Raw genomic sequence first — 22,775 nt, 5'->3', positions numbered from 1 at the left:
CTCCATATTGATCCTTCGCTTTCGTAAGAAGAATAATAATTGGTTTCCAGAAGCGATTAGTTTAATCCTGGTGACCTGCCCCAGTTTTTACCTCAAGGGCAACTGACTGGAAAAGGCGGGGTTTGTGACCGATACACCAGTTACCGTAACGGTTGAGCACGGGCAACTGGTGATCCGGCCTGTAAATGAATGACAGAGAACAATCCCAAGTTGGCGATCGTCTAAACGATTACCGTTAAATATGGTGGGAATTGCACAACATTATTGAAAATATGAAAAATCAATAAAAGATTCTATTTTAAAAAATTAGAATCTTTTTTGTTAATTCATAGGAAATGTTAATTTTCATTCAACTGGTCTTAATGAAACAGCCATTTCTAAAGCTGTTTTTGAATAATTTATACTCCCATCAAAATCTGGTTGTGCTTTCATTTCATCCAAAGCATAAACAATACTTGCCATATATCCCACTTTAAAAAGATTGGCATCTATTTCTTTATTAGTATAAATACCAACAGACTGAGTGGTTCCATCATCAAGTAGTAAATCAATGGTATTATTGAAATCAGAAGGGTCTTGCCCTGCCACATAAGCTCTTTTTATTATTCCAGACTGGAACAATAAAGGCATTTTTCCTTTTTTGATACTATCCCACCATTCCTGAGAACCGAAAAGCCCATGAATACCTTTAAGACCCATCATTGGTTTTGATGAGTTTAAAGTTAGAGCTTGTGTCAGAGCCACTCGCCCGGGATTCATTTTTAATTCTTCTGATAACAAAAAAACCATTTTCATTGGTATTTTTGTTTCTTCCAAATTTAATAGCATAACTTTTCCTTTCATTTAACTTGTTCGAAATGGACAATATTATTATTGAATATTTCCATACCTTTACCTTGTCCAAGCTGAGTTGTCATCTGTCCACCTTCAACCTTAAATCGGGCATTAGTATCCATCCATTTCCCTGTCTGAGTTGACATGTTAGGTAACTCTTTTGCTGCTGCAGAATTTGCTGCAATGCCTATCTTTTCAAGCTCTGAGAATGTGCCAGGCTTAACCACTATTTTTACAGTCACTCCATCATATTTTGACGAATATCCCAATACCGGAGAAACAGAGGTCTCAGTTGTGGCTGGCATAACACCGGTTTCCCTGAATATTTGGTATTGTTTTTCAGACATAGTGCGATAAACAATTTCATTTCCGTGAGCATCATATTGTTGTACTGGATTTAGCGGATTTTTAGACTGAGTTGCAGGTACACCTATTGTTTGTTTCCCTGTCTGAGCCGTTCCCTTTCCGGCAACAATATCATCAATAGCATTCTTATTATTTGACAAATAAGCCAAATCATCCTTATTCGGCGCATCAGGAATCGGTGTAACCGTAGTACTTCCACCTGTACCAGGCGCATCGCTATTATTACCTGTATTATTCGGTCCGGTGTTTACTTGACTACCGTTTCCGGTGTTGTTCGGCCCGGTATCTGGCTGGCCATCATGATTGCCTGTATCGGTAGGCCCTGGATTGGCTGGATCAGTATTCCCTGTATGTCCCGGCCCGCGGGTTCCATCACGGCTCGGATCGCGTACTGCACACTGCTCACGCGTACCCTCACAACTCCCACCGGCATTCCAGTCATCGTCGTTTGCCGAGCCTTTGCTTCCGTTTCCGGTCGCTCCGGCTACTACGGCTGCTGTATTCGCTGCTGCTTCCGCAGCAGCTCCCATCATGCCTAGAGCATTATTCTCAACCGTCGTTTTCCCGGCCTGCGCCGCGGCAACCACACTTGCGCTGCTGTCGCCCACCAGGCCGCCAGCAAGGCCGGATGCCAGAGTTGCCAGTGCAGAAACGGTCTGTTTCTCTTCCTCGCTCAGTTCACCAACGGTTTTATGGTACGCGTCAACGGCAATTATCCCTGCCAGTTCGCCGGTGGCGGCCCCTGCCGCTGCAGTGGTCACATCTTTTTTGCTCGCCGCCGCCAGCGCGGCATTCACCACGGCGTGCGCCAGCACGCGTGCTTGCCAATCTTCTTTGGGAATTAACCTGGCAATCTCATTCGCCAGGTAAGGTGCGGCGCCACCAGCAATCGCTGATTGGTGGAAGTTGCACAACATTATTGACAGTATGAAAATTAATAAAAGATCCTAGTTTAAAAATTTAGGATCCTCTTTGTTAATTCATAAGAACCATTAATTTTCATTCAACTGGTTTTAATGAAACAGCCATTTCTAAAGCGATTTTATTATATTTTTGACCAAAGTTAAGCATTGCCTTTGGTTTAAGCTCATCAAGAACATAGACAATACTTGCCCTATGTCCCTTTTCGAAAAAAATTAAATCTTCATCTTTATTAGTATAAATACCAACGGATTGGATGGTTCCATCATCAAGTAATAAATCGATAGTATTATTAAAATCAGAAGGGTCTTACCCTGCTACATAAGCTTTTTTTATTACCCCAGACAGTGATAGCAACGGCATTTTACCTTGAGTGATACTCTCCCACCATTCTTGTGACCCAAAAAGACCATAAGTTCCATTCAACCCTACATAGGGCCTTGATTTATCTAATGTTAAGGCTTGAGTCAAGGAAACATATTCAGGATCAGCTTTTAGCTCTTCAGAAAGAAGATATACCAGTTTCATGGGGGTTTGTGTGTTTTCTAACGTTTTTCCGGGAGCGCTTGTACACCGGCGATCTGCCGATGTACAAGCGCGGGAACGGGAGTTTTGCCTGATGGTTGACAGCACGATCCCGGCCATTCAGACCGGGCTTTCTTTTAACCGGTATAATTTATCCGATATTTTCTCTAATTCACCTGAGATAACCATATTATTTAAAAACACCTCAAGCTGGTTTTCATCATCAAGCGAAAAGTACTGTAGTAATCGCCATGTATCAGCCAATTCAGGACAACTTATATTATTATGTACATCAACCACTTTATCAATGTGTGATCCTTCCATAAAGAACCTGATTCCCTTTCCATGTTTGGAAAAATTCCATATATCTCCATTAATATGGACACATCCATTTTTTGGAAAATCTAATAACCACTCAATGTCTTTTGCCATTGGATAAGCTTTAAATAAGGCTTTAACCAGCTCATTCTGAAGTAGAAAAAATTGGATAATTTCATCTTTATCAAAAACATTATTCATTTCAGTACCTCGCCCTTGCCTCAGCAGCTTCACGCAGTAATTGATCACCTTGTTCTTTTGTAACAGGGTGAACTCTGACTGGGATATCTTTAATGCCTGCCTTTTTTGCTGCCTCGGCTCTATGATGACCATCGATAATGATCATTTTGCCGTTTACAATAGCGACATCAACAGGCTCATCGGTTTTATAGCCATTTGCTTTCATATCTTTTGCAATGCGTTTTACTTGAGAACCTGACATTTCATTACTATTCTGCCTGCTTATTAATGAGCTTGGATTAACATTTTTAGTAACCACCTGATTAGCATTCACTTTACCAGATGAGTTATTTCCAGCTTTAGAGCCAATAACGCCCATAGCTGTTTCTATCAACATCATATTCCGCTGATCTTCCTTGACTTTCTGAGCCGCGTCTTCCGATGAAAATCCTTGATTTACCAGTTCCTTTTCCCGAAGCTCAGCGTTGAAGAACCCGGACAGAGGGCCGCCACCATTACCCAGCCAGCTCATATATTCAGAGCGACCGACTTTATCGTTATCCACTCTCCCGCCAAAAGCTAACTCTTTGGCTAAATCATGGTTGATAAACGCCAGTTCTTCCCGGCTCAGCTCCCCGTTCAGCGCCATTTGTTTCAGGGTTTCAATGGTCTTGTCGCTGGCTTGTCGGTATTCCTGCCAGACGGTCTGTTTACAGCTGTCATCCTGACAGGCGGCAAGCTTATCGCGCATATCTTCAACAGAAGGCAGATTCTTATCGAGAATTTTCTGGCTTAATTCTTTGGCTTTACCGCAGGCTTCCGCTGACATCGTCCGGCAATTAGCGAGGTCACGGGATGCCAAAGCATTATTCTCAACCGTCGTTTTCCCGGCCTGCGCCGCGGCCACCACGCTTGCGCTGCTGTCGCCCACCAGGCCGCCGGCAAGGCCGGATGCCAGAGTTGCCAGCGCGGAAACGGTCTGTTTCTCTTCCTCGCTCAGTTCACCAACGGTTTTATGGTACGCGTCAACGGCAATTATCCCTGCCAGTTCGCCAGTGGCGGCTCCTGCCGCTGCGGTCGCTGCATCTTTTTTGCTCGCCGCCGCCAGCGCGGCATTCACCACAGCGTGCGCCAGCACGCGTGCTTGCCAATCAGTTTCGGGGATTAACCTGGCAATCTCATTCGCCAGGTAAGGCGCTGCGCCACCCGCAATCGCTGATTTGAGATCGCCTCCCGCCAGCGCCTGCACTGCGGCGGTTGTGGCGGTAATGGCACGCTGAACGCTGCCGCCCGTGCCCTGCTGTGTTTTCGCAAATTCACGGTTATAGAAGGTCTGGTACATCTGGTCACTGATAGCCTCATCAGTAACCGGCTTACCTGCCTTCTGCAGCACGCTGATGGCTGCCGCGCGGTCTTTCTCATCCGCGTGTTGCATGCTGGCTTTGGCGTTTTCCGTCGCGGTGATCTTCGCGTCGGTGCGCACAACATCCGAGACCTGGCTGCCAATCTCGCCAATAAGCTGTGCCGTTTGCAGGCGCCGTTGCTCTTTTTCCTTGTTGAATATCGGGTCGATGCTGCCGTTGGCATGTTCCGTGTCGCGGCTCAGCGTACCGACATCCTGCTGCTGATTCGCGGTATCGCGCACGATCACCGTACCGTCAGCCACCGCTGATTGCGTGGTGCCTTCGGCATGCCCGCTACCGCCGAGCCCGGTCAGCATGTTGCTCGCCATATTGCCGATCACGTTGCCGGCAATGCTTCCCCCGGTGCTGAACCCACCGCCGACGTGTTCGACTTTGTAATCCGCTTTGTTGGCGATATCTGTGAAGCCAAGCGTACCGGTGTCGAGTCGGTTTTTGTCGGCCTCTGCGCGGCTGGCAAGCACTGCGCCATCCAGCTGCGTATGGTTGCCGACCGTGACATCGAAACCACCTTTGCCAGCGAAGATACCCGTCTGCTCCTGCACCGAGTCGTAGTTGCTCTTCATCTTGTCGCGGCTGTAGCTGAAGCTGCCACCCGCTCCGCTGCCGAAGGTGTAATTCAGCCCGCCGCTGACGCTCTGCTGCTTGCTGTTGTAGTTATCGCTGTCCTGCAGGCTGCTCAGCGTCAGGTCACGGCCAACATCCGCCGTCACCTTGTCACCATTAACCTGCGCGCCCTGCAACAGGGTGTCGCGCCCGCTGCTCAGGCTGACATTTTGCCCGGCATCCAGCGTGCTCTCCTTCCAGGTGGTGCCGTTACCTTTCTCGCCGCCCTTCGCGGCGTTGCCGCTGGCGGAAACCGTAAACCCTGCGCCATCTTTTCCGGCAGTAATGCCAACACCAAGGGAGCCGCCCTTGCTGGAGTTGCTGCCGGTGGTTTTCTGGGTATCTGCCGCGCCCGTTAGGGTGATATCCCGCGCGGCATCGAGAGTGAGATCTTTCCCGGCTTTCAGCTGGCTGCCCGCAATAGCAATATCGCCGCTGTTCGCCGCCTGCCCTTTGCCGCTGGCGGTAATAGTGAGATCGTTCCCGGCGTTAAGCGTGCTGCCGGTATTGGTCTCCTGCTCCGAGTGGGAGGTGGATTTCGACGACTGCCCGCCGATGGAGGCCATCACGCCGAACGCACCGTTCTTCGTCATGTCGCCGCCGCTGACAGCGTCCGCCAGGCGGCTCGCCTGCCCCGCCTGAATGCCGGAAAGCGCCGCTTTGGTGGCCTGCAATGCGGCCAGTCGTCCGTCGCTCTGATCTTTGGCTTCCATGGCGGTGGTCGCCGCCGTGTTCACCGCATCGCCGACCGCGCCGGAGAGTGCTACCGTCAGACCGCTGCTCTTCTGCCTGAACGTCTGGTCACTGACGCGTTTGTCACGGCCAGGTTCGACAACCACGCTGTCGCCGGAAAGGGAGAGATCCTTTTTCGCCACCAGATCTGCGCCGCCCACGTGCAGTTGCTCGCCGGCGTTAATCGCGACGTTGCCACCGTTGCTGCCAATGGTGCTCATGCTCTGGCTCTGGGTGGTGCCCTTCTCTTTCAGATCCTGCGTGGTTTTGCTGGTGCCGATGGTGAAACCAATCCCGCCGGAGCCCATCAGGCCGCTCTTTTTCTTCTCTTTAAACTGCCAGTTGGAATCCGTGTTGGTGGCGGCCTCAATATTGACATCGTGACCGGCACTCAGCGCCACATTGCCATCACCCACCACATTCGAGCCTTTCACCAGCAGGTCATTGCCGGATTTGAGGGTGATGTTATCGCCGCTCAGCAATGTGCCGGACTCGCGCGTTGCGCTCTGCTCAGAGATAGTGTGCGTGGTGGTTTTTTTCAGGAACCCTTTCTTGGTTTTGGTTTGTTCCTGGTAGTGGTAATCGCTCTCGGTGGCGGTCGTCAGGTTGATGTCACGCCCGGCCTGCACGCCGATATCGCCCTGCGCTGTCACCTGCGCCGCTTCGGCATTCATATCGCGCCCGGCGATAATCGTCGTGCCCGTGCCGCTGGCAATCTCCGTACCCTGCTGGAGTACCTGTTCGTTAATAACGGTTTTTTTGCGGGCTTTATAACTGTCGCCCTGCGTCGTCTCTGCGGCTTGTAGATCGACATCGCGACCGGCCTGCATCCCGACCTGCTGCTCTGCTGCCAGCCCGGCGGCCTGGGAATGAATATCCTGCCCGGCGGTGAGGATCAGGTTACCGCCCGCGCTGACGGTGGTGCGATCAAGCCCGGTGCTGTGATTTTCGCTGTTGCCGTTACGGCTGTTCTGGCTGGTCTGCTGCGCATTCAGGTTGAGATCATTGCCTGCGGCAAGCGAAGCATCTTTTCCTGCGCGAACATCACTTGCGGTCAGCGTTAAATCTTCGCCTGCCTGCATGGAAAGCGAACCGCCCGCCGTGATGCCGCTGCCCTGATAGCTCACGGTGGACCGGCTGGTCGGCGTTTGCCGCCGGAAGCCGGACTGACCGTAAGCATCGTTAATTTCAATGGCGTTGACGGCAATATTGCCGCCCGCGTCCATCAGCAGGTCGCCGCCTGCCGCCAGGGTAGAGCCGGTGAGCGCGATATCTTTTCCGGCCGTCAGCGATAAGCCATCCAGCGCCGTGATACTGGCGATGCTACCAAGGGTGGTGTCCTTCAGGCTTATTGTGCCGCCCTTGCCCTGCGCGTTGAGCGCAAACTGGTCGGCCAGAGTGATGTTGTTGATGCTGCCGTCGAGGCTCTCAAGCGCTACCGTTTTGCCACTGATGGCAGAGCTGATGTTGTTGATATCGCCAACGGCGCTGAGATCGACATTGCCGCCCGCTTTCAGCAATGCATCGTTAGTGTTGATAATCTGCGAGGCGCTGTTAACGCTGAGATCGTTGCGCGCCAGCAGCGTGCTGCCGCTGTTGGTGACCTTGCCGCCATTGATGGTGACGTTATTCCCGGCAATAACGCTGCCGTTATTAACGGTGACATCTTTTGGCGAGAGGTAAAGTTTCGGGATCATCACCGTTTCGCCGCCAATGGTCGCGCGCTCCCACCAGAGGATGCTGTGGTCCAGCGCTGCAATCTGATCGGCGGTGAGCGCGATACCAAACTGCAGCCCCAGGGATTGCTTCGCGTTGGCGGCGTTATCCATCAGGTAGCGCATCTGCTCCAGATCGGAGCCGATACCGTTCAGGTAGCGGTTACCGGTCTGGTTCAGCATGGCATTGCTGACATAACGCGTATCAAATGCGGCATCACCGAGGAAACGGTAGTCGTAATCCGGTTTCAGGTTGATGCGATCCAGCATGTAGGCTGAACCGAGGAACAGCTTCTCGTCGGTATACTTTGGATTGGTCTCGCGCGGCGCAACCAGTGTGGTCATGCCAGCCTGTACGAAGAGCGGGTTGCCTGCCAAATCAGGCGTTGATACGCCAGCCCCGGCGATACCACCTGGCGCACTGACAAGCTTTACGCCCTCGGACGGCGTCATTCCCTGCGGTAGCGACGGGCCATTTACCTGGCTGACTGGCGTAATGCCGCCAGGTAACCCGGAAGAGTTCTGCCCGGCGGGCTTCGCCGCAGGGTTAACCCCGGCCGGCAGGTTCGCGGCGTTATAACCGGGCGCGGAGGCCGAAGGTGACAGCCCCAGCAATGCATTCAGGTCGCCGAACAGCGCTGGATCTAAATCACCCAGCCCGTCCAGTTTTGGGTTGAGGGTAATGAGATAGGGGCTTTTCGGGTTAGCCGACACCACGAAGTAGCCATTATTACCCGTTGGCAGCGGATAGGCGCTGGTATCAACGGTTTTCCCCTGGTGCTGACCGGGGCCGCTGTTAGCGATATTTTTCAGCGCGGCCTGGGTAACATTGGCACTGGCCAGGCTTCCTGCATTACCGAGGCTGGCGCTGCCTTTCTGCTGACCGCTGACGGTGCTCAGCGCCGTTCCGGCCGTTGTGCCATTATCCAGTGAACCGCCGCCGTTAATCTGCTGCAGCGCGTTTTGTAGCTGATCCTGCCACTGCGGAGAGTTGACGGACGCAGAGCCTGCGGCAAGCGCCTGTTTTGCCACGCTACCGCCAATACCCTGGTTGCTCAGGGTATTCAATGCAGGAGCGGTAATCGTACCACTCACGCCACCCGCGTTGGAGGTGGTAGTTTCGTTACTGATATTGCTACTAAAGTTAGCGGTTACATTACCACCGGCCTGGATAACGGCGCGATAGAGATTGCCATTCTCCTGGGTGGTGACTGGAACTCCGTCCAGACTATAATCAATGCTACGGTCAGATGCTTTATGGGAAGATAAAAAACCAGCAAGACTGTTATTTTTCGGGATGGCCTGTAAGCCATCAACGCACTGCTTGCCGCAATCGTATTTGTATTTCTGCGTCGTTAGCGTCTTACCTGCCTGTACTGATTTATTGTTTAAGCTATTGCCCGAAAGGTTTATATTCTTATCAGACAAGATTGAACTGGTAATATTATCCAGAGTATTAGCGGATATATTAATACTACCTTTTGCATAGAGCCTTGCCACATTCCCGGTTGCGAAAACAATAACTTCACTTTCGCTAAGCTTTATATTTTTAATGTCAGTCTTGAACAGAGGAGAAATGTTAGTGTAATTTCTGCAGGTTACACCACTCCCATTAGCGCCCCCTGAAACAGAACAACTGCGCCCTGATGCATAGCCAATTTCACTTTTGTCGAAACTTGACAGCAAGAAAGATATTATGGGTTCAGCCTTAGTACGATATGTATTCTGATTTGTTGTAACGCTAAAACCATCTCGCTGATTTAAAAAATGCCCGGTTCTGATGGTGATATCACCACTCTGCGTCTCAATATTCCCTGACGTGTTAACCACTTCACTATTCGCATTCCCCGCCGCATCACGCTGCATCGACAGGTTATTCCCCGCCAGCATATCGCCGCGCTGGTTGGTGATACTGTTCGCATAGAGCGCCAGGTTATTCGCCGCGTAGAGCAGCGCGGTGTTAACAATGCTTCCCGGCGCGCTGAGCGTCAGGCTGCCGCGGGTGCCGGTAAAGCCGTTTACCGCGATCGCGCCGCGGCTTGACAGCGTCACATCACCGCCGCCCTGCAGAGAGCCATTACCATTCAGCACAATCGTGCTGCCGCTTAGGGTGCTGCTGCCGTTGCCAGTGGTTATTTGCCCGTTGTTCGTCAGCTGCCCCCCTGCGCTCAGGTTGACCGCCTGGCCCTGCATCACAGACTGGTTATCAATTGCGCCATTGCTGCTGATGTTCAGATTCCTGCCCGCCGCCAGCGCCGTTTTACCGGTAAAGGCATCGGCGAGTTGCAGCGTCAGATTTCCCAGCGCAACCACCTGCCCCAGCGCATTCATGCCGGTTGCGCCAACAAACAGATCGCCGCCGCTGAAGAGCTTGCCGCTGGCGGACTGATTCACTTGTGAGGCATTGACCGTCAGTTGGCTGTTGCCCAGCAGCGTGCCGTTGTTAGTGAGTTGGGCGTAATTCAGCGCCAGGTTGTTGGCCTGGGTGGTGCCCTGATTGGTAAAGGTGTTGCCGGTCAGCGTCATCTGGTCGGCAAGCAGCGTCCCGGTGCCAGCGTTATTGGCCGCATTGAGGATCAGATTGGTGGCCTGTAACCAGCCCGCGCCGCTGTATTGCGGGGTGGTTAAGGTCAGACGCGCGCCGGAGAGGAGTTTGCCCGCATTTATTGCCTGTGCGGTGCTCTCAATGCGGGTTTCGCCCGCCCCCTGAATCAGCCCGTAGTTGAACAGTGACGGTGCGGTCAGCGTTAGCCCCCTGGCGCTCACCAGTTCGGCACCCGCATTGTTGGTCAGCGAGTTTGCCGTAAGCGTAAGATCACCACCCTGGATTTTGCCCTGATTCCCCACGGTTGCGGCAGTCAGCCCCAGCGCACCGTTGCTGGCGAATGTGCCTCGCGCTTGCTGGGTGAATGCGCCGTTGAGCGTCGCGGTCGCGCCGTCGCGCCCGCTGATGGCACCGCTGTTATCGAGGGTATTCCCCTTCAGCGTAAGGGTGGCTGCCGCCCACTGCCCCTGGTTAGTGAGCGAGAGCGCCTGCAATGCCGCCGCGCCCATGGCGGTAATTTTACTGCCCGCCGTGGAGTTGAGATTGCCCGTAAGCGTCAAGTTCAGCGCCCCGGCGCTCTGCACCGCGCCGCCATTCTCCAGCGACTGAGCCGCCAAAATCACCCGGTTCCCTTGCCAGCTCCCGGCATTACGCACCGTCCCGGCGGTAATATCGAGCGTGCCCTGAGTGAGTAGCGATCCCGTCGCGCCGTTGCTCAGCTCAAGCGCCGGTGCCACCAGCGCCATGCGCGCCAGTGTGGTGACAGCGGGTTGACGGTTATCCAGTTGCAGGCCTTTCAGCCCGATCAGTTTGCCGGTGTTGGTAATACGGCTCTCATGTGCAGCCAGGCTGTTGCCCTGAAGCATGCCGGTGTTGGTCAGCGACTGGCCGCTCAGCGTGATATCACCGGCGCTCAGCATCTGCCCGTCGTTATTCAGCGTCTGAGCACGTACATTCATTCCACCCTGGCTGGTTAACGAGCCGGACAAGGCCAGCGTATTGCCAACCCTGGCCGTCAGTTCACCCTGGCTCAACAGCGAGCCGCCGAGCGTCCAGTTATCGGCGGCCACATTGACCCGGCTGCCCTGCAACGTCCCAAGCGTGGTGAGCGATCCGCCATCCAGCGTCAACATGCCGCCGCTCAGGGTGCGCGATCCTGCGCCGGTAGTCAGCGTGTCACCGCTCACCGCCAGGCCATTATTGCCTTGCCATAAGCCGTTGTTGTGCAGGCTTGGGCCCGTTAACGTCAGGGTATTGCCGGTGATGCGTCCGCTGTTCGTCAGGGTTTGTGCGCGTAAATCGGTCGCACCGCCGCTGACCAGTTGCCCGTCATTGATGAGATCTGCGCCGTAAACCCCGGTCAGCCCCTGCAGGCCGTTAACCAGACCGCGGTTGTTCAGGCTCGAACCGTTTAACGAGACGGTGCCACCCTGCACTGTTCCGCCATTTTCCATCTTGCCCGCATTGAGCGTCATGGCATCGCCGGAGAGCAAACGGCCGCCCGCAGTATTGATTAGCGTGTCCGCCGTGGCTTGCAGCCCGTGCGTTCCCTGCATCAGCCCGCTGTTGCTGAGCGCTCTGCCCTCAAGGGTCAGTGACTGAGCGGCGATGTCACCGCTGTTGGTCTGGGTATCGCCACGCAGCACCGCGTCCTGATGGGCAAGCAGAGTTCCGCTGTTGGTCAGCGTGCCGCGCAGTGTGGCGTCGAGAGCGTCAGACTCCACGCTGCCCCCGTTAACCAGCGTGAGCGCATTCAGGGTCAGCCCGCCGTTAACATAGAGCTGCCCCTGGTTCTCCAGCCGATCCAGATTCAGCGCCAGCGCTTTGCCGCTGACCAGTTGACCTTTGCTGCCATTCAGTAGATTAAGGGTGCTGAGTGTCAGGGCGTCGTTGCCCTGCAACAGGCCAGAGTTGGTCAGTTCAGGTGCGGTAAGCCGCAGTACTTTTGCCGCCAGTTTGCCGCCGTTTTGGGTTTGCGCAGTGCGGATATCCGCCGCGCCCTGGCTCAGCATCTGCCCCTGGTTATCCAGCTTGCCGCTTAGCGTGGCGTTAAGATCGTCCTGCGCCTGCAGGGTGCCGCCGTTGTGCAAACTGTCGGCGGTTGCGGTAACGGTGCGGCCCTGCATCTGCCCCTGGTTATCCAGCGTGCTGCCATTAAGCGTAAGGCCGTTGCCGCTCAGCATCTGCCCACTGGCCGCATTCACCAGCGAGGTTCCATTCCAGGCGAGCGTGTCACTGCCCTGAATCAACCCGCTGTTGCGCACATCACCGTGCAGAGCGAGCGCTTTAGCCATCAGCGTGCCGTCATTCTCGCTGCCTGCCGCCTGGAGCGTCATTGCCTGCTGGCTGATGATGCGCCCCTGGTTTTCCAGTTTGCCGCTAACTTCGGCATTCAGACCATTTTTGCCCAGTGCGGTGCCGCTGTTGAGCCACTCGCCGGTGGCTAAGTCCAGCGTATCGCCCTGCAACTGCCCGGCATTGACCAGGCGACCATTTTTCACGGTGACGGCGCCATTGCTCAGCACGACGCCGCGCTGCTCATTGGTCAGGCTGGTGCCGGTTGCCGTCAGGCCGTTTGTGCCCTGCAACGTTCCACTGTTGGTGATATCGCCCTGCTTCAACGTCAGGGTGTTACCCGCCATCAGGCCGCGGTTAAGCAGCGTCGGTGCGCTGAGCGTCAGGCCGCTCTCGCCGATAATGCGCCCGTTATCGTGGTTTATCGCCTGCCGCGTGAGCGTCAGCAGCAGCGAGGTGGCAGTCAGCTCACCGCGGTTCTCCAGGCTCTCCGCCGTCACGCTGCCGGTATCTGCCGAGACAAGCCCATCGTTCACGATATTGGCTGAATTAAAGGTGAGGTTTTTGTCGGCCAGCAGACGCCCGCTGGCGGCGTTGGTCAGGTTTCGGTAATCACTGGAGAGGCTGACGCCATTGATCTCGCCGTCGTTCACCAGCGTGTTGCCACCAATATGCAGATCGCCATCGGTGGTGATGAGACCGCTGTTGGTTAATTCAGGGATGGCGAGAGTGAAGCCCTGCGTGGAGTAGATCGTCCCGCCGGAGAGGTTATCCAGCTTACCGGCCTGAAGATCGAGCACGCGGGTGCCCTGCAACAGGCCGCTGTTGCGGATCTGCCCGCCGTTCATTGCGAGGGTGTCGGCAACCAGCGTGCCGCTATTCTCAAGCGCAGTTTGCCCATTTAAATTGATGCCAGCGGCGCTGGACTTGCCGCCGTGGCTCAGCGAATTGGCTTTAACATCCAGCGTGCCTTTTACCGCCTGCGTCCCGTTTAGCGTGACGCTGTCCGCATCGAGGGTCATATCGCCCCCGCTCTGCAACTGCGCCTGTTGCTGGCTATTCAGCGTCCCGGCGTGAACAGTAAGCGCACCGCCAGCGTTAACCTGCCCGTCGAGATCGGCCCGCGTTTGTGCACGCAGCGCCACATTTCCGATACCGGTAATGGTGGAGCCCGCGCTGCTGGCGAGCGTTCCGGCCTGTACGCGCAGTGCGCCATCGGATGCCAGCGTGCCGCTGTTTTGCACCCGATCGCCAGTGAGATCAAGGGTCTGTCCCTGTACCGTACCGGTGTTAGTAAGCGCCGTGACAGTGGTGGTGAGCTGGCCTTTTGCCGCCACCGCACCGCTGTTTGTTACCTCTCCGCCGCGGATCTGCGCCGCGCCCGCTGCGTTCAGCGTGCCGCTGTTTTGTAGGGTATCTCCGCCGATATCCAGCGTCTGCCCCTGCAACGTGCCGCTGTTGATAAGCGTCTGGCTATTGGCCGTTAGCTGGCCTTTTGCCGCCATCATTGCGCGGTTATCCAGTAGCCCGGCGCGAAGCTGCGTATCACCCGCAGACAAGGTTGAGCCGCTGTTGCGCAGCGTATCAGCGGCGATCGCCAGCGTCTGGCCTTCAAGCGCGCCGCTGTTATCAAGCGTTGCGCCTTCGGTGGTTAAGCGCCCTTTTGCGGTGATCGCGCCGTGGTTATCGAGCGTGTTGGCGCGCAGCAGCGCGTCGGAAGTAAAGGTCAACTCACCGTCGTTGCGTAACGTATCGCCGGTGAAGCCCAGGGAGAGCGCCTGAATGGTGCCGAGGTTATTGAGATGAGGAATATTTAACAGCAGGCCCTGCACCGAATAGATCGAGCCGCCGGTCTCGTTATCCAGTTGCCCGGTGTTCAGGTTCAGCGCCTGGGTGCCCTGGAGCAGGCCACGGTTGGCGATCTGCCGTGCGTTCAGCGCCAGGCTATCCGAAATCAGCGTGCCGCTGTTGGTCAGCCCATCCTGCGCGGTGAGTGCGATACTTCCCGCGCTCGTTCTGCCGCCGTGGTTCAGGGTGTTGGCCTTCACCTCCAGCGTCCCTTTCGCCCACTGCGCGCCGTTAAGCGTGGCGCTGTCGGCGGCGATCGCCATCTTGCCGCCGCTTTGCAGCTGAGCGGTGCTGGTCAGCGTGCCTGCATCAACCTCCAGCGATTTGTCGGCGTTGAGCTGCCCTTGCAGCGAGGCGTCACGTTTTGCTGAAAGCTGAAGGTCACCTTTGCTGTTGAGCGTGGAGTCAGCGGTTGTCGTCACGGAACCGGCATCAATACGCAGCGCGTCATCCGCGACCAGCATGCCGCTGTTGCGCACCTGATCGCCGCGCATATCGAGGGTTTTGCCTTGCAGCGTTCCGCTGTTTTCCAGCAAGTCACCTGCAATGCCGAGCGTCAGCCCCTGCATCATTCCCTGGTTGTTCAAGCGGCCGGCACTGGCGTTCAGGGCACCTTTTGCCGCCACGTTGCCGCGGTTTTCCAGTTGCTGCGCGTTTAGCGACAGACCGGTATCGGCAAGCAGCTTGCCCTCGTTTTGCAGCACATCGCTGGTGGCATTAAGCGACAGCCCCTGGATGGTGCCGCTGTTGTGCAGTTGCGGAGTGTTGAGGATCAGATCCTGAGCGGTGTAGATCGTGCCGGTCGCCTGGTTCTCCAGCCGATCCGCCTGCAAATTGAGAGCCTGCGTCCCCTGAACCTGCGCGGTGTTGTTAATCTGCGCGGCATGTAGCGCGAGATTATCGGCGATCAGCTTCCCGCTATTGTTGATATTATCTTTCGCCGTCAGGGCGACAGCGGCTCCGCTCATCTCTCCGCTGTTGTTGATGCTATCTGTCGCCGTCAGAGTGACAGCCGCCGCACTGGTCTGCCCGCTGTGGTCGAGCGTTTTCGCCTTCACGTTCAGCGCGTCCTGCGCGATTTGCGTCCCGCTCAGCGTCGCGTCATCCGCGCTGAGATCCATGCGGCTCTTGCTTTCCAGACGTCCGGCGTTGCTGAGCCGGATAGCGTTAGCGCTTAACTGGCCTTTTGCAGCAATGTTACCCCGGTTGTCGAGCTGCCCGGCTCTCAGCCAGAGGCCGGTATCGGCAAGCAGCGTGCCCTCGTTTTGCAGCACATCGCCCGTCGTGCTGAGCGACAGCCCCTGGATGGTGCCGCTGTTGTGCAACTGCGGAATATTGAGGATCAGATCGCGGGCGGTGTAGATCGTGCTGGTCGCCTGGTTATCCAGCCGATCCGCCTGCAAATTGAGCGCCTGGGTGCCCTGAATCTGCGCGGTGTTGTTAATCTGCGCGGCATGCAGCGCGAGGTTATTCGCCACCAGCGACCCGCTGTTGTTGATGCTATCTGACGCCGTCAGGGCAACATCAGCCGCGCTGGTCTGCCCGCTGTGGTTAAGGGTTTTCGCCGTCACGCTCAGCGCGTCCTGCGCGATTTGCGATCCGCCAAGCGTCGCGTTATCCGCGCTGAGATCGACACGCCCCTTGCTTTCCAGACGCCCGAGGTTATTAAGCTCAGTCGCGCTGGCGGTGAGCTGGCCTTTCGCCGCGATGCTGCCCTGGTTTTCCAGTTGCCGTGCCTTCAGCCACAGGCCGGTATCGGCAAGCAGCGTGCCCTCATTTTTCAGCACGTCGCCGGTGATACGCAGCGACAGCCCCTGCACCGTGCCCTGATTGTTCAGCTGTGGCAGGGTGAAGGTGAGATCTTTTGTTGAATAGAGGGTGCCGCTGGCCTGGTTATCCAACTGGCTGGTATTCAGGTTCAACGCGTCGGTGCCCTGAACCTGCCCGCTGTTGCTGATGTGCGCCGCGCCGAGAGTCAGGTTATTCGCCACCAGCGAACCACTGTTGGTCAGAGTGTCACGGGCATTGAGGTTGATCGCGCTGGCGCTGGATTTGCCGGTGTGATCGAGCGTGTTTGCCGTAACCTCCAGCGCCCCGTTCGCCTGCTGAGTGCCATTCAGCACTGCATTATCAGCGCCGAGCCGGATATTACCGTTGCTTTGCAACTGCCCACTCTTGCCATTGTTCAGCCAGCTGGTTTCGGCGGTGAGTTGCTGTTTTGCTGCGATGGTTCCCTGGTTATCCAGTTGCCCGATCTTCAGTTGCGTATTGCTTTGCGACAGCAACGTGCCGCTGTTGTGCAGCACATCGCCGGTCAGGTTGAGTGAGCGCCCCTGCACCGTGCCCTGGTTGTTGAGTTGCGGCAGCGTAAGAGAAAGATCCTGTGCGGAGTAAAGCGTACCGCTCGCCAGGTTATCCAGCTGGCTGGTGTTGAGATTCAGAGCCTGAGTGCCCTGAAGTTTCCCGCTGTTGGTAATGTGCGACGCGCCCAGCGCCAGCTCTTCCGCCACCAACGAGCCGCTGTTGGTAAGCGTCTGCTGGCCGGTCAGCGCGATGCGATTCGCCGTTGAGGTTCCGCTGTGGGTGAGGCTTTTTGCTTTAACGTCCAGCGTCTCTTTTGCCACCTGAGTGCCATTCAACGCCACCGCCTGCGTTCCGGCGATGACCATGTTGCCGCCCGTCTGGTGGCTGCCGTTCAGCGTCACACTCTCGCCGCTCGCGGTTAACGATCCGCTGGCGACACTCTCCCGGATGACCATTTTCCCGTTGGCATCAAGCCGGATATCGCCCTGCCGCGCGGCCAGGTTGCCGAGGTTCACCCCGACGCCTTTTTCGGTCGACACCAGATGAATACGGTTGGCATACATGCCGCCGAGCGCGCCGGTATCCACCGCCACGACCGGGGCCGCGCCTTCGCCAGCAATCGGTGTCGCGTTTCCGCTGGCATCGACGCGGTTAGCGCCTGCGGTTACCGTTAACGCTTTCGCATGGATCGCGGCGTTCACTTCAGTCGCGCGGGAGATCAGCGACAGGGCATCGCTCGCGCTGGCGTCCAGCCCCTTCCCTTCCACCGTAATGGTGCCTTTTGTCACCTCCAGCGCAGAGAGATTGCCCGCCGCGTCAAACTGCGGTTTACCGGTTGTCAGCGTTGCATTCGGCGTGTTGATAAAGCCGCAGCCATTACAGGTGATGCCATACGGGTTGGCGACCATGACATTCGCCGCTTTCCCGGCTACTTCGGTATAACCCTGCAACTGGGAACGGCTGCCGCCGGTGACTTCGTTGATAATGCCGCGCGCTTCCTGGCCTGCGCGCAGGTTCGGGTTGTTCTGGACAAGCCCGCCCAGCTGCGTCTGCGTAAGCTGACCGGTGGCGTTATTGAGGATTAACCCCTCGGCACCGACGTTGTAATCTTTGAACTGGTTATGGGAAATACCCGCGCCGTTAGGCGTGGCGATATTAACCACCGGCACGCCATTGGCGGCCTTGTCCATGGTGGCCGGGCCATTCGGCGTGATGGCCGCGGCAAAGGAAGGCGCAACGGGCTGCCAGACCAGCAGGCTGATAATCAGCCAGCTCAGCGCGCGTTGTGAGAAACGAACAGGTTTGACAGTATCCATTGCCTTCTTCCTTAAAATGTCACCGCAACACGCCAGTTAAGTGTCAGATGATCCGGCCCCAGCCAGTCGGGATAGGCGAGTGGCGTCCCTACTGTGATTTGACTTGCGAACCAGCGCCCGGCGCTGCTAAGCGATGCCGCCGTTCCCCACAGCGTGCCCGAGGCGAACTTGTCGAACCGATCCTTTTCCAGCCAGCCGCCGTCCAGCGCGACGGTGGCGCTGATCTGCCCGAGCACCGGCAGGGTAAACAGCGGGTAGTTGAGTTCGTTGCGCCAGTAGCCCCCGTTATCGCCGGAGAGATACTGCTCTTTGAAGCCGCGAACGGAGCTTTCGCCACCGAGGGTCAGCCGTTCGCTGCCATAAAGCCGGTCCGGCGACCACTGCCCGTACAGGCTGGTAAGCCACATAAGATCATTAGTTACCGGGCGCTGGAAACTGGCGTTCAGGTTCCATTTACGGAACTCTGCGCGCGGCACATCACCGATCTTCTCTTCATCGGTTTCAGCGTTAAACCACGGCATACCGTGGCTATAACCGGGATTGAACGTTGCCACACCGCCGAACATTTTCTGTGTGTGGTTAATACCAAGCTGAAGGCTGGAGAGGTTGCGGGTGCTGCTTTTCAGCGGCGCGTCGTTAAGCCAGTTACGGCTGGAGCGCTGGGTTACGCCCGCCGAGAGCGCGGTTTTGATATCGCCATTACGAAACACTACCCATGAACCATTCAGCCGATGGGTTTTCGTATCCCCCGTCGATATCCATGGAAAACCCTGATTCATAATGGTAGTGCGGTAGTTACTCCAGGCGTAGCTGTAATCCAGCAGGCCGTAGCCATAAGGCACGCTGACGCCGGTCTGGAAACTTTGCGCATCATATCCGGTGGCAAAGTCACTGCTGCGCCCACCGCTGACAAACCATTTTTCCGCCAGCCCCAGCAGGTTATTTCCACTCAGTGAACCGTTTAACTGCTCCTCGCCAGTGCTCTTCTGCCCGCTATTATCGAGCGAGAGAGAACCACTTAACGGAAATTCCGGCGTGGCGGTGAGGTTAACGATGGAATATCCCGGCTCGGTATCCGGCACTATTTCTATCTGCACAGGGTTGCTGCGCAAACGGTTTATTTGCTCCATCCCCTGCTCAATATCCCGCAGGTTTAATACCTTGCCTTCCAGACCGGGGAAAACCATTTTCAGCATGCGCGGCGATTCACCGTCGAGGCGGATATGGCTTAATTTCCCTTCCATTACCACCAGGCGTAATTCACCCTGCGACAGATCTTGCTCAGTAAGAAATGCGCGGCTGGTGATATAGCCACGGCTGATATACCAGTCTGAAATGGCGGTGGTTAATTCGGTGATTTTTGCCATATCCAGGCATTGATTCAGCCAGGGAGAGATCAGTTTCTGCTGCGCTTTCGCGCTGATAAGCGTGACGCCTGAAAGGGTGATGGTGTGGATGGTAAAACAGGGGCCCTGAGTTTTGCCGTCGGGCGTACGCACGTCCTGACGCGGCAGCGGCGTGCTTCGCTCCAGCTCATCGCGCTGTTGCTGGCTCTGGCGCAGCAGCTGTTCCTGCTGCTGACGCACCGCATCGCGATCAGCCGGCGATAATGGCGCAGCCTGTGCGGCAGAGATAAATAATATAAACAGCAAGAAATAACGCACTTCTCTCATCCCTGAACAAAACATAGGTCACCCGACCAATATAATTTTGGTTAAGTTGCTTTTAATAATGATTTCTAAGTATTTTCTTATGGATTAATTAAAAAGGCAATACTCGATGAGGCAAATAGATAATGCACTTTTTAATTTAACTTTAGTTCAGGATATATTCTGGAGAAGGTTGAAGTGTGTCGCAGTAGATATAAAAGTTCAGTGATATGGCTGGGTTGATTAATAACATGGTATTAGCATTGGTTATTTGTCGTCATTTGGCTACTTGAATTAGTAGGTTTATATAAAAAAGATATATCAAATATCGCTTTTCTTTATTGGATGTGCTTCTGGTTCATGTCCATTGAGGTAAACGCTTAAGACTGAATTGAAGATTGGGGTTATGAAGGCACGGCTGATGCTTTGCCAGGCAAGGAGAAGTGCAAAAATTGAGCAGCACCGCTCAGTAAATAAGCTCGAGATTGTGCTGGGTGTTGGATTTTTGATTAACAGATTGCGTATAGCTCACAACATGTTTGTAGTTAGCTGCATCCATGTTGGCGCGCAGTTTGTCTGCGGCCTTCCAGAATTTGTTATCCAGTTCGTTCAGGAGCTGTTGCTCAGCGTTGTTCATGAAAATCCTTTACGTTGATCGCAGCGACAGTGCAAAACAACCCTATCGCAAATTCGGTTTTGGAATCTATCTCGCAAAATGATACTCCGAACAAATAGGATTAAAAACGACGCGGCACAAAGAAATTTGCATTTGTTTGGCGAATAATAGGAAACTAGACCGCCGTTCTGTTGGCTTACATCAGCCTTTTCACCTCCATTCGCAGCCGCCACTCGAGCAGCAGAGGCTGTTCTGCAATATAGAAACGAAAAATGGATGGATGTTAAGAGTAAGAAGTTGCAGATAAATTTTGATTAAAGGTAATCAAAATGTGGTCGATGGTTATTTAATCGTATCTTTTTTTTAATATTTTACAGGTGAAACTATGTCCTGGCTTAATTCCATTTTATTGTCACTAACTTCTGTGCAGCCTCATATGGTGCCAATAACTGTTATCGGCTTCGTCATTACCGCTTTCATCCTGTTTATTATCTTTTATTTATCCAGGTCGGTTAAAATTGTTAACCGCTTGAAAAAATACACATACGAAATTAATAACATTGCAAATGATAAGCTTGAGAACCAGCGTGAACTGCTAAAAAATTTATTGGTTCAGCCCGAGTTTAAGCACGCCTGGAGTGAGTTTTCCGAATCCTTGCATCCCCAGAGTGAACTGGTCGGCAGCGAAGAAAAAATTGTTAAAATTCGCGCAACTGCTCCGAGCGCCAGCTTTTTCTCTGAACAACAATTGGTGGATATTCCTCTTAATACCGAATTCTTTAAGCATCTACCCGGAATTCTCACTGGTGTGGGTATTATAGGGACATTTTATGGGCTGATGATTGGCCTGAACCACTTTGACCCCAGCACGCCAGAGCAAGTCACCAGCAGCGTCAATAATCTTCTGCACGATGTGCTTTACGCCTTCCTCGGCTCTGCCTTCGCCATTTTCTTCTCGATCGTTATTACCTGGCTGGAAAAGTTCTCTATTGCAAGTTGCTATAAAAATCTCGAAAAATTCACCGCGGCACTAGATTCCCTCTATGACAGCGGCGTAAGTGCGGAGTACCTTGCCTCGCTAGTAAAATCCAGTAATGAAAGCGCAACCCAGGCACGTCACCTGAAAGAGAGCCTGGTCACCGATCTTCGCGACATGTTGCTACATCTCGCCGAAAGTCAGAAAGTTGAAAATGAACGTCTCGCGAATACATTGAGTAACACTTATCGCGAATCAGGCGCACAGTTTGCCGACCAGGTGAGCGGCGCAATTGAAAATAGCCTGAAGTCACCGCTGGATAAAATTGCGGGTGCAGTTCAGACCGCCAGCGGCGATCAAAGTGGCATGGTACAGAACATGCTGCAGGATGTGCTGACCGCGTTTATGGCGAAGCTTGATACCACCTTTGGTCAGCAGTTTACCAATCTCAACGAAATGATGGGGCAAACCGTCGGTGCGATCCAGACGATGCAAAGCGGGTTCTCCGCCCTGCTACAGGATATGCGTCAGGTCAGCGACGATTCCCGCCAGGGTAGCGCACAGTTAATTGAACAACTTCTCTCTGAAATGAAATCAGGCCAACAGGCCATGCAGGCTGGCATGAATGACATGCTTACCAGCTTACAGTCCTCTGTCGCCAAAATTGGTGCTGAAGGCGAAGGCGCTGGCGAACGCATGGCGCGCCAGCTTGAGAAAATGTTTGCCGACAGCGAGGCGCGTGAAAAAGCCCAGGCAGAACACATGTCTGCCTTTATTGAAGCCATCCAGAATTCAGTGCAGCAGGGCCAAAGTGCAACAATGGAGAAAATGGCGACTTCTGTCGAAGCACTGGGTGAGCAGTTGGGCAGTCTGTTTGGTCAAATTGATAAGGGTCAGCAACAGATATCTGCAAATCAGCAAGCGAACCAGCAGTCTCTACACGAACAGACGCAGCGAGTGATGAGTGAAGTGGACGATCAGATTAAACAGCTGATTGAGACTGTTGCTATGCAGCATCAAGGGATGACGGAAACGCTCAACAAGCTCGCAGAGCAAACTAACCGGCAGATGCAGGATATGCAAAACGGCGCGGACAAAATGCGCCTTGCAGCCGAACGCTTTGAACACGCAGGTGATGAAGTCTCAAAAGCCAATCACCTTACTGCTGACGTACTCAATAAAGCACAATCGGCGGGTTCATCGCTCTCCCTTGCCTCCAGTGAACTGACCTCGGTAGTTGCCGATTACAGAAACAACAGGGAAGCCGTCAGCAAATCCATCGCCATGCTGGAATTGCTCGCAGCTAATACCCAGTCTGAACAGACTACCCGCAGTCAGTTCATTACCGATCTCAAGCAGCATGGTGAGCGGTTACAGAGCTATAATCGGGAAGCGCAGACTTTCATGGAAAATGTCAGCGACGTGCTCGGAAAAGGTTTTGAAGACTTTTCAGAAGGTGTTTCACGCAGCCTGGATAAAACACTGGGCAAACTGGACGTTGAAATGGCGAAAGCCTCAAATCTGCTTGCAGGCTCTGTCGAACAGATCGGAGAAAGCGTCAGTGAGCTTGACGATGTTCTGTCACGCGTTCGTGCCTGAGGGGTGACT

The 22,775-nt window shown here is 54.5% G+C and carries 9 protein-coding genes; 2 read left to right on the top strand and 7 right to left on the bottom strand.

The annotated features are described in order from the left end of the window. Positions 1–106 precede the first annotated feature (106 nt). Positions 107–193: a SymE family type I addiction module toxin gene (locus ACWPW2_RS03505; RefSeq protein WP_376748763.1), complete on the top strand. Its 87-nt coding sequence runs from the start codon at positions 107–109 to the stop codon at positions 191–193. 152 nt (positions 194–345) lie between these two features. On the opposite strand, the gene ACWPW2_RS03500 is transcribed toward ACWPW2_RS03505, so the two are convergent. The 7 genes from ACWPW2_RS03500 to ACWPW2_RS03470 form a co-directional block, all read right to left on the bottom strand. Next, entirely contained in the window at positions 346–828 is a 483-nt protein-coding gene (locus tag ACWPW2_RS03500; protein WP_124969569.1) for a hypothetical protein, read from the bottom strand. Between the two features lie 11 nt (positions 829–839). Further along, positions 840–2,117, bottom strand: a complete 1,278-nt coding sequence (locus tag ACWPW2_RS03495; RefSeq protein WP_454121646.1) for a VENN motif pre-toxin domain-containing protein — start codon at positions 2,115–2,117, stop codon at positions 840–842. Positions 2,118–2,430: 313 nt separating this feature from the next. Further along, on the bottom strand, positions 2,431–2,649 hold the full coding sequence (locus ACWPW2_RS03490; protein ID WP_454121644.1) for a hypothetical protein: 219 nt from the start codon (positions 2,647–2,649) through the stop codon (positions 2,431–2,433). Positions 2,650–2,766: 117 nt separating this feature from the next. Further along, positions 2,767–3,165 (bottom strand): DUF6896 domain-containing protein, encoded by a 399-nt coding sequence (locus ACWPW2_RS03485; protein ID WP_312122242.1) that lies wholly within the window; start codon positions 3,163–3,165, stop codon positions 2,767–2,769. 1 nt (position 3,166) lies between these two features. After that, positions 3,167–17,926, bottom strand: coding sequence for a hemagglutinin repeat-containing protein (locus tag ACWPW2_RS03480; protein ID WP_454121643.1), 14,760 nt, complete (start codon positions 17,924–17,926; stop codon positions 3,167–3,169). Between the two features lie 11 nt (positions 17,927–17,937). Then, complete coding sequence (locus ACWPW2_RS03475; protein WP_454121642.1) at positions 17,938–19,590, bottom strand: ShlB/FhaC/HecB family hemolysin secretion/activation protein; 1,653 nt, start codon at positions 19,588–19,590, stop codon at positions 17,938–17,940. Between the two features lie 451 nt (positions 19,591–20,041). Continuing rightward, entirely contained in the window at positions 20,042–20,212 is a 171-nt protein-coding gene (locus ACWPW2_RS03470) for a hypothetical protein (RefSeq protein ID WP_279792743.1), read from the bottom strand. Positions 20,213–20,576: 364 nt separating this feature from the next. Here ACWPW2_RS03470 and zorA1 point away from each other — a divergent pair, with 364 nt between their 5' ends. After that, the gene (gene zorA1, locus ACWPW2_RS03465) at positions 20,577–22,766 is read left to right on the top strand and encodes a type I Zorya anti-phage system protein ZorA1 (RefSeq protein ID WP_279792621.1); all 2,190 of its coding nucleotides are present in this window, start codon (positions 20,577–20,579) and stop codon (positions 22,764–22,766) included. The last annotated feature ends 9 nt before the right edge of the window (positions 22,767–22,775 follow it).

The sequence above is a fragment of the Kosakonia sp. Marseille-Q7440 genome (genome assembly GCF_965119485.1).
This window is presented reverse-complemented; position numbering and strand designations above follow the sequence as displayed.